5 protein-coding genes are annotated in these 5,820 nt (G+C 47.3%); 2 read left to right on the forward strand and 3 right to left on the reverse strand.

Annotated elements, in window-relative coordinates; all coding sequences use genetic code 11:
- Window positions 1–161: 161 nt before the first annotated feature.
- Both kdpA and PX636_RS20105 read right to left on the reverse strand, forming a co-directional pair.
- Complete coding sequence (gene kdpA, locus PX636_RS20100; RefSeq protein ID WP_288118501.1) at window positions 162–1,907, reverse strand: potassium-transporting ATPase subunit KdpA; 1,746 nt, start codon at window positions 1,905–1,907, stop codon at window positions 162–164.
- 290 nt (window positions 1,908–2,197) lie between these two features.
- Window positions 2,198–3,259, reverse strand: coding sequence for a tocopherol cyclase family protein (locus tag PX636_RS20105; RefSeq protein ID WP_002796597.1), 1,062 nt, complete (start codon window positions 3,257–3,259; stop codon window positions 2,198–2,200).
- 2 nt (window positions 3,260–3,261) lie between these two features.
- On the opposite strand from PX636_RS20105, the gene PX636_RS20110 reads away from it, so the two are divergent.
- Window positions 3,262–4,512: an FGGY-family carbohydrate kinase gene (locus tag PX636_RS20110; RefSeq protein WP_288118504.1), complete on the forward strand. Its 1,251-nt coding sequence runs from the start codon at window positions 3,262–3,264 to the stop codon at window positions 4,510–4,512.
- A gap of 199 nt (window positions 4,513–4,711) precedes the next feature.
- On the opposite strand, the gene PX636_RS20115 is transcribed toward PX636_RS20110, so the two are convergent.
- Complete coding sequence (locus PX636_RS20115; RefSeq protein ID WP_002796595.1) at window positions 4,712–5,293, reverse strand: thioredoxin family protein; 582 nt, start codon at window positions 5,291–5,293, stop codon at window positions 4,712–4,714.
- Window positions 5,294–5,500: 207 nt separating this feature from the next.
- Between PX636_RS20115 and PX636_RS20120 the strand changes: the two genes are divergently transcribed.
- Window positions 5,501–5,629 carry an ISAs1 family transposase gene (locus tag PX636_RS20120; RefSeq protein ID WP_002796594.1) on the forward strand — a complete coding sequence of 43 codons (129 nt, stop codon included), beginning with the start codon at window positions 5,501–5,503 and terminating at the stop codon, window positions 5,627–5,629.
- The last annotated feature ends 191 nt before the right edge of the window (window positions 5,630–5,820 follow it).

A 5,820-nucleotide genomic window follows, 5' to 3' on the forward strand; every position in this document is an offset into this window, starting at 1 on the left:
AAGTACTGGATCTGGGAGTGATCGGGGGGAAATTTAGGCACTTTTTCCCTGAAAATTAGGTAATTGGCCACCTCAAAACTGGTAAAACCCCACACCCCACACCCCACACCCCACACCCTACCCCCCGGAAAAACTTTTTGCCGCAAACCCTGTCTAAACTCCTAGCCGATCATCCTGGTGATTTGAAAGGCTTCCGCGATCGGCCCGAGGGCCAATATCGGCAAGAAAGTGAGCGCACCGAGAATTAAAATCACCCCCGCCGTCACGCTGGTAAAGAGTCCGGTATCGGTGCGGAGGGTTCCGGTGGTGGCGGGAACCGGTTGTTTGCGGGACATCCCATCGGCTAACAAGAGCAGGGCGGCGATCGGGATATACCGTCCGGCGAGTAAACTGAAGGAGGCACTTAGATTCCACCAGAGAGCGGTAATCGTCGGTTTGGCACCAGCCGCAATCGCAAGCGGCGCAGGTTGGGAATCCCCTAGTCCCTCGAATCCCGACCCGTTATTGGCAGCGGCGGAAGCGTACTCGTAGATAACTTGAGATAATCCGTGAAAGCCGGGGTTACTGATGCCCTGAAAGTCGGGAAAGGCAAGGGCGATCGCTCCGGGGATGAGGATGGCGATCGGGTGAACCAGCAGAATTAAAAAACTCGCTAACACCACTTCCCGTTTCTCGATTTTGCGCCCGAGGAATTCGGGGGTTCGCCCCACCATTAGCCCGGTGACGAATACCGCAAGGATCAGATAGGCAAACAGGTAGGCGGTGCCGGTTCCCTGGCCGCCGAAAACGATTTGCAGGAACAGATTCGAGAGGGTGGCGAAGCCGCCGTTCGGCATCAAGGAATCGTGCATGGCGATCACCGCACCGCACATGGTGGCCGTGGTAGTTACCGCGTACAGGGCCGATTGCGCCCAACCGAAGCGTACTTCTTTGCCCTCGAAGTTAACCGCTCGCTCGACCCCTAGCAGGGAGTTAACCGCCTGGTTGCCGTTATATTCCCCGATCGCTGTGATGATCGTAAAGCCGATGAAGATACCGAGGGGAATTAGATAGATTAACCGAGCTTGCTTGAGATTATCGGCGAAAACCCCGTAGGTATAGATCAGGGAGGTGGGAATCGAGAGAATCGCTACCAACTGCACCAGATTGACGAATCCGTTCGGGTTTTCAAAGGGGTGGGCCGAGTTGCTGGCAAAAAAGCCACCGCCGTTTTCTCCCAATTCCTTAATAATCTCGAAGTGGGCCACTGGACCGCGGGCGATCGCCTGACTCAGGTTGGGGTTTTCTAGCGTCGGCAAGATCGCCGGGCCCGCGAGGGTTTCCGGGACTCCGGCGATGATCAGGGCAATTGCCCCCACGATCGAGATCGGTAAGAGGATACGGGTGATCGCTCGGATCAGATCCACGTAGAAATTGCCCAACGGTCGCCCCGTCAGTCCCCGAATAAAGGCGATCCCCACCGCTAGACCGGTTCCGGCCGAGGTGAACATCTGGTACCCGAGACCCCAGATCTGACTCCCGTAGCTGAGGGTGGTTTCTCCGGAATAATGCTGTTGGTTGGTGTTGGTGATAAAGGAAATCGTCGTATGTAGCGTGGTGTCCCAAGAAGGGGCGGGGATCCCCGTCGGGTTGAGGGGAAGGAATCCTTGGCCCGCAATCAGGGAAAAAACCAGAATTGCTATTACCGCGTTACTGTAGAGAACGGCGCGGGTGTACTGCCAGCCGGTCATATTCTCTTTCCCTTTCACCCCGACGAAGCTGTAAAGAAGATTCTCGGCTCGATCGCACAGTGGGTCGAGTAGGGTTCTCCGTTCCATGAAAACCCTAGCCATATAGCGCCCGAAAAAGGGGGTGATCGCCACGATTATCAGGATCGTGAGCGCGATTTGAATCCATCCTTGCAACATGGTTCGATCAACTCCAAAAAAAGGCCCGTCGAGGCTCGATCAACGATCAACCGGGAAACTCACGGGTTCGCTGTCTCGAAACCGCTTGCTGAAAACCGAGTTTGTCTAATCATTAGCGATCATTAACAAATGGATGTCGAGGGATTATTATCGCCTCTGCTGGAACGATTATAGCGATTTGTCGCACCTTGACAATCTATATTTTTTCCGTTCGTTGTCCTATCAGCTTTTACGCACTTATGCAGCAATACCGACAATCAGCAATTATCAGTGACTCTTAAGATGTTAGGTCACAAGTGTTTGATCCAAGCTGATGGCCAAATACCGCCAATTTCGAGACCAGCTAGACCACTAGAGCTATTTATAAGGGTTTTACCACGACTATCAGCCAATTTTATCGATAATTTACCTTTGAGGGTATCTTGACAAGCAAAACAGAGACCTTTTTCTGTGGGTACACGCACGCGATCGGGAGGATGATCACTGATACCGATTAAGACAATGGTATAATTCTCGTTGGTTGCCCTCATTTCCCAGTATCCCCAGGGTTGCACTGTCCAAGTTAGTTGAGAATTCCAGATATCAAACTTATAAAAGCGATTTTGCCAGTGAATACCGATAATTCCCACCGATTCCGTCCAGTGGAGAACTTTCCGGGTAGAACCCACTGCGGTTAAGGTTAAATCGGGATTTTCAGGGAAAGCATTACAATTAATCCAAAACCACTTTTCGGGGAAAGAATAACCCCAATTTTTCTCGCTATAAAAAGGTACATTCTCAAATTGGTAATTTTTTCCCCCATAGGTAATCATTCCCGTTGCTAAACCATGAGCAGTTAAAATCTGCCAACCCGGGTCAAAAATCGGTAAATAAGATAATATTCCTGCTGTTGCTTGGGGTAAACGCTTGTTATCTCCCCAACTGTACCTAGTTTCAACGCGATAATCCCATTGACAGATTTCTCCAGTGACGGGATCATAAATTCGTCCTTGCTGCTGGTTTGCCGTTGCTTGATAACCCTCTTGAACAGACTCAAAAAAAGCCGACGGGGAAAGGAGACAGGGACGGATTTTTAAGTTAGTTTTTCCCCAATGGATAATGGCTAATTGCTGACGACTTGCCCAAAATTTATCCGTATCGGGAAAAGTGCGACAAAGATAATTAGATTCTATGGCTAAAATTTGTACCGCTCCGCCGCTATTGACTTGACCGCCGCTTGGGTCTTGAATAGAATACATAAAGGCGAATCCGTCGGCTAATTGCGGAATCATGACTCGGAAGTACCAACCTTCAAAGAATCGGGGAGTGATACCATCCCAATGGTAGCCAGAATGAGGGGGTTGTGAAGACATCTATGGGTTTATCTTTAGGTATTGATTTTGGCACATCGGGAGCGCGAGCGATTGCTATTGATTCTAGCAAAAATATCGTCGCTGAGGTTCATTATCCTTTCACTAATGCCAATTTTCAGGATTGGCAAAAGGCCCTATTTTATTTATTGGATAATCTAGGGGATTCGGTACGTTCAGAACTTAAATCGATCGCGATTAATGGTACTTCCTCGACGGTGTTATTATGTGATAATTGGGGTAATCCTCTTTCTCAGGCAATATTATACAATGACGGGCGAGGAATTGCCTTTTTAGAAGCAATTAAAGCTATAGCACCCCCTCACCATCCCGTGATTATTGCTACCTCCAGTTTAGCTAAATTACTTTGGTGGAGTGAACAAGAAATTTTTTCGCAAGCGCGTTATTTTCTCTCGCAAGCGGATTGGTTAGCATTTCTGCTGCACGGTAAACTGGGAATTAGTGATTATCACAATGCCTTAAAGTTAGGTTATGATCTCGAAAATCTCTGTTATCCCGATTGGTTAGAGAATTTACCGATGTTTAATTTATTACCGCAAATTTTTGCTCCGGGTACAGCGATCGATACTATTAAACCGGATTTAGTGACTCGTTTTGCTATCCCGAAAGATTGTTTAATTTATACGGGAACCACCGACAGCATAGCGGCATTTTTAGCCAGTGGTGCTAATTCTTTAGGGGATGCAGTGACATCTTTAGGTTCAACTTTAGTCTTAAAATTATTAAGTAGCCAGAAAGTTGATGATAGTAACTATGGCATCTATAGTCATCGTTTAGGAAATTTGTGGTTAACTGGTGGGGCATCCAATACGGGAGGAGCAGTGTTAAAGAAGTTTTTTTCTGATCAAGAATTGAGAAATTATAGTTTAGCAATAGATGGACAAAAAGAAAGTAATTTAGATTATTATCCTCTACTAAAAGCGGGCGAACGCTTTCCAATTAATGATCCTTTTTTACCCGTGAAACTGACTCCCCGGCCCGATAATCCTCGAGAATTTTTGCATGGTTTACTAGAAAGTATTGCCCGCATTGAAGCTTTAGGTTATCAGCGTTTACAGGAATTGGGAGCCAATAAATTAGAGCGAGTTTATAGTGCCGGTGGTGGGGCAAAAAATCCGACTTGGAGAATAATTCGTCAGCGTCATTTAGGGGTTCCCGTGCTTTTGTCTAAACAGGAGCAAGCGGCCTATGGTACTGCCCTATTAGCACAGCAATCGGTTACGCTGTTGAAATAGTCTCATAAGTAGGATTTGCGGCAAAAAGTTTGTTGGTGGGGTTAGGAGTCAGTATTCAGGAGTCAGTATTCAGGAGATAGGGTGATAGGGTTTTGGGGCGATAGGGTGATGAGACAGCTTCCCCATTTCCCCATTTCCCCATTTCCCCACTTCCCCACTTCCCCACACCCTACACCCTACACCCTACACCCTTCGTTAATTAACCATAATAGGGTGGCTCATTACCCAGTTTCCATTTGATATTACAGCCTAAACTCGGTTTTTGGTCCGTCGGCACTGGTTGACCGGTTAAAACCTTGTCAATAGCGGCGCGGAGATCTTTGCCTGTCACCGGTATTCCATTACTAGGACGACTATCATCCAACTGACCGCGATAGACTAGGCTGCGCTGACTATCAAAGAGGAAAAAATCGGGAGTACAGGCTGCCGTGTAAGCTTTCGCCACTTCTTGGCTTTCGTCATAGCATAAATTGAATTTAAAGTCAAGGGTTATCGCCATTTTTTTCAAATTTTCGGGCGAATCATCGGGATATTTCTCCACGTCATTAGAACTAATTGCGAGGATGCCCAGATTGGTATTAGCATAATCGCGACCTAGACGGGTAAGTTCTTCTTGAATGTGTTTAACAAAGGGACAATGTTCACAGAGGAAGATGACTAACAGAGCGGTTTTAGCCGCAAAGCTGTCCAGAGAGATAGTTTCACTCGAAACCACATCGGGTAAGGCAAAACTGGGAGCTTTTGTCCCCAGATCTAACATTGTGGACTCGGTGCGTGCCATAAAGTTTCTACTCTTTTCTATAGGGAGGACTGAGATTTTTATAGCATTTCACGCTTCATCGCGCAAATTTAAGGCCTTAACCAGCATCAGTAAACAGTAATCAGTGAACAAGTAATCAGTAAACAGTGAACAGTAAACTGATAAGCCATTGACCTATCTAAATTACTGGTTAGAGCTGCAGTAGTCATGGTTCGCAGTGTCCGCTAATTGTGGAATAAAACTACTACAGAAATTCGCTTCTTCATCAGTAGTTTAGCAGCGGATGCCCAAAAACACGCCGAGGTGATTCGCAGACATTGGAGTATTGAAAATAGCCTCCATTGGGTAAGTACCTAAGCAAAATTAATTACACATCTAAGCCACTACTCCGTCAGACTTCTGGTGTGAGGAAACAGTGAACTGAAAACTCAAATCCGATCCCTAATAGCTGTCTCCCGTCTCGGAGTCTCCCGTCTCGGAGTCTCGGAGTCTCCCGTCTCGGAGTCTCGGAGTCTCCCGTCTCGGAGTCTCCTGTCTCGGAGTCTCCT

The organism is Microcystis sp. M53598_WE2 (genome assembly GCF_030067735.1).
Taxonomy (GTDB): Bacteria; Cyanobacteriota; Cyanobacteriia; order Cyanobacteriales; family Microcystaceae; genus Microcystis; species Microcystis aeruginosa.

What these genes read in the sequence shown, in the direction of transcription:
- kdpA (WP_288118501.1), bottom strand. Translation starts at nt 1,907, where the DNA reads ATGTTGCAAGGATGGATTCAAATCGCGCTCACGATCCTGATAATCGTG.
- PX636_RS20105 (WP_002796597.1), bottom strand. Translation starts at nt 3,259, where the DNA reads ATGTCTTCACAACCCCCTCATTCTGGCTACCATTGGGATGGTATCACT.
- PX636_RS20110 (WP_288118504.1), top strand. Translation starts at nt 3,262, where the DNA reads ATGGGTTTATCTTTAGGTATTGATTTTGGCACATCGGGAGCGCGAGCG.
- PX636_RS20115 (WP_002796595.1), bottom strand. Translation starts at nt 5,293, where the DNA reads ATGGCACGCACCGAGTCCACAATGTTAGATCTGGGGACAAAAGCTCCC.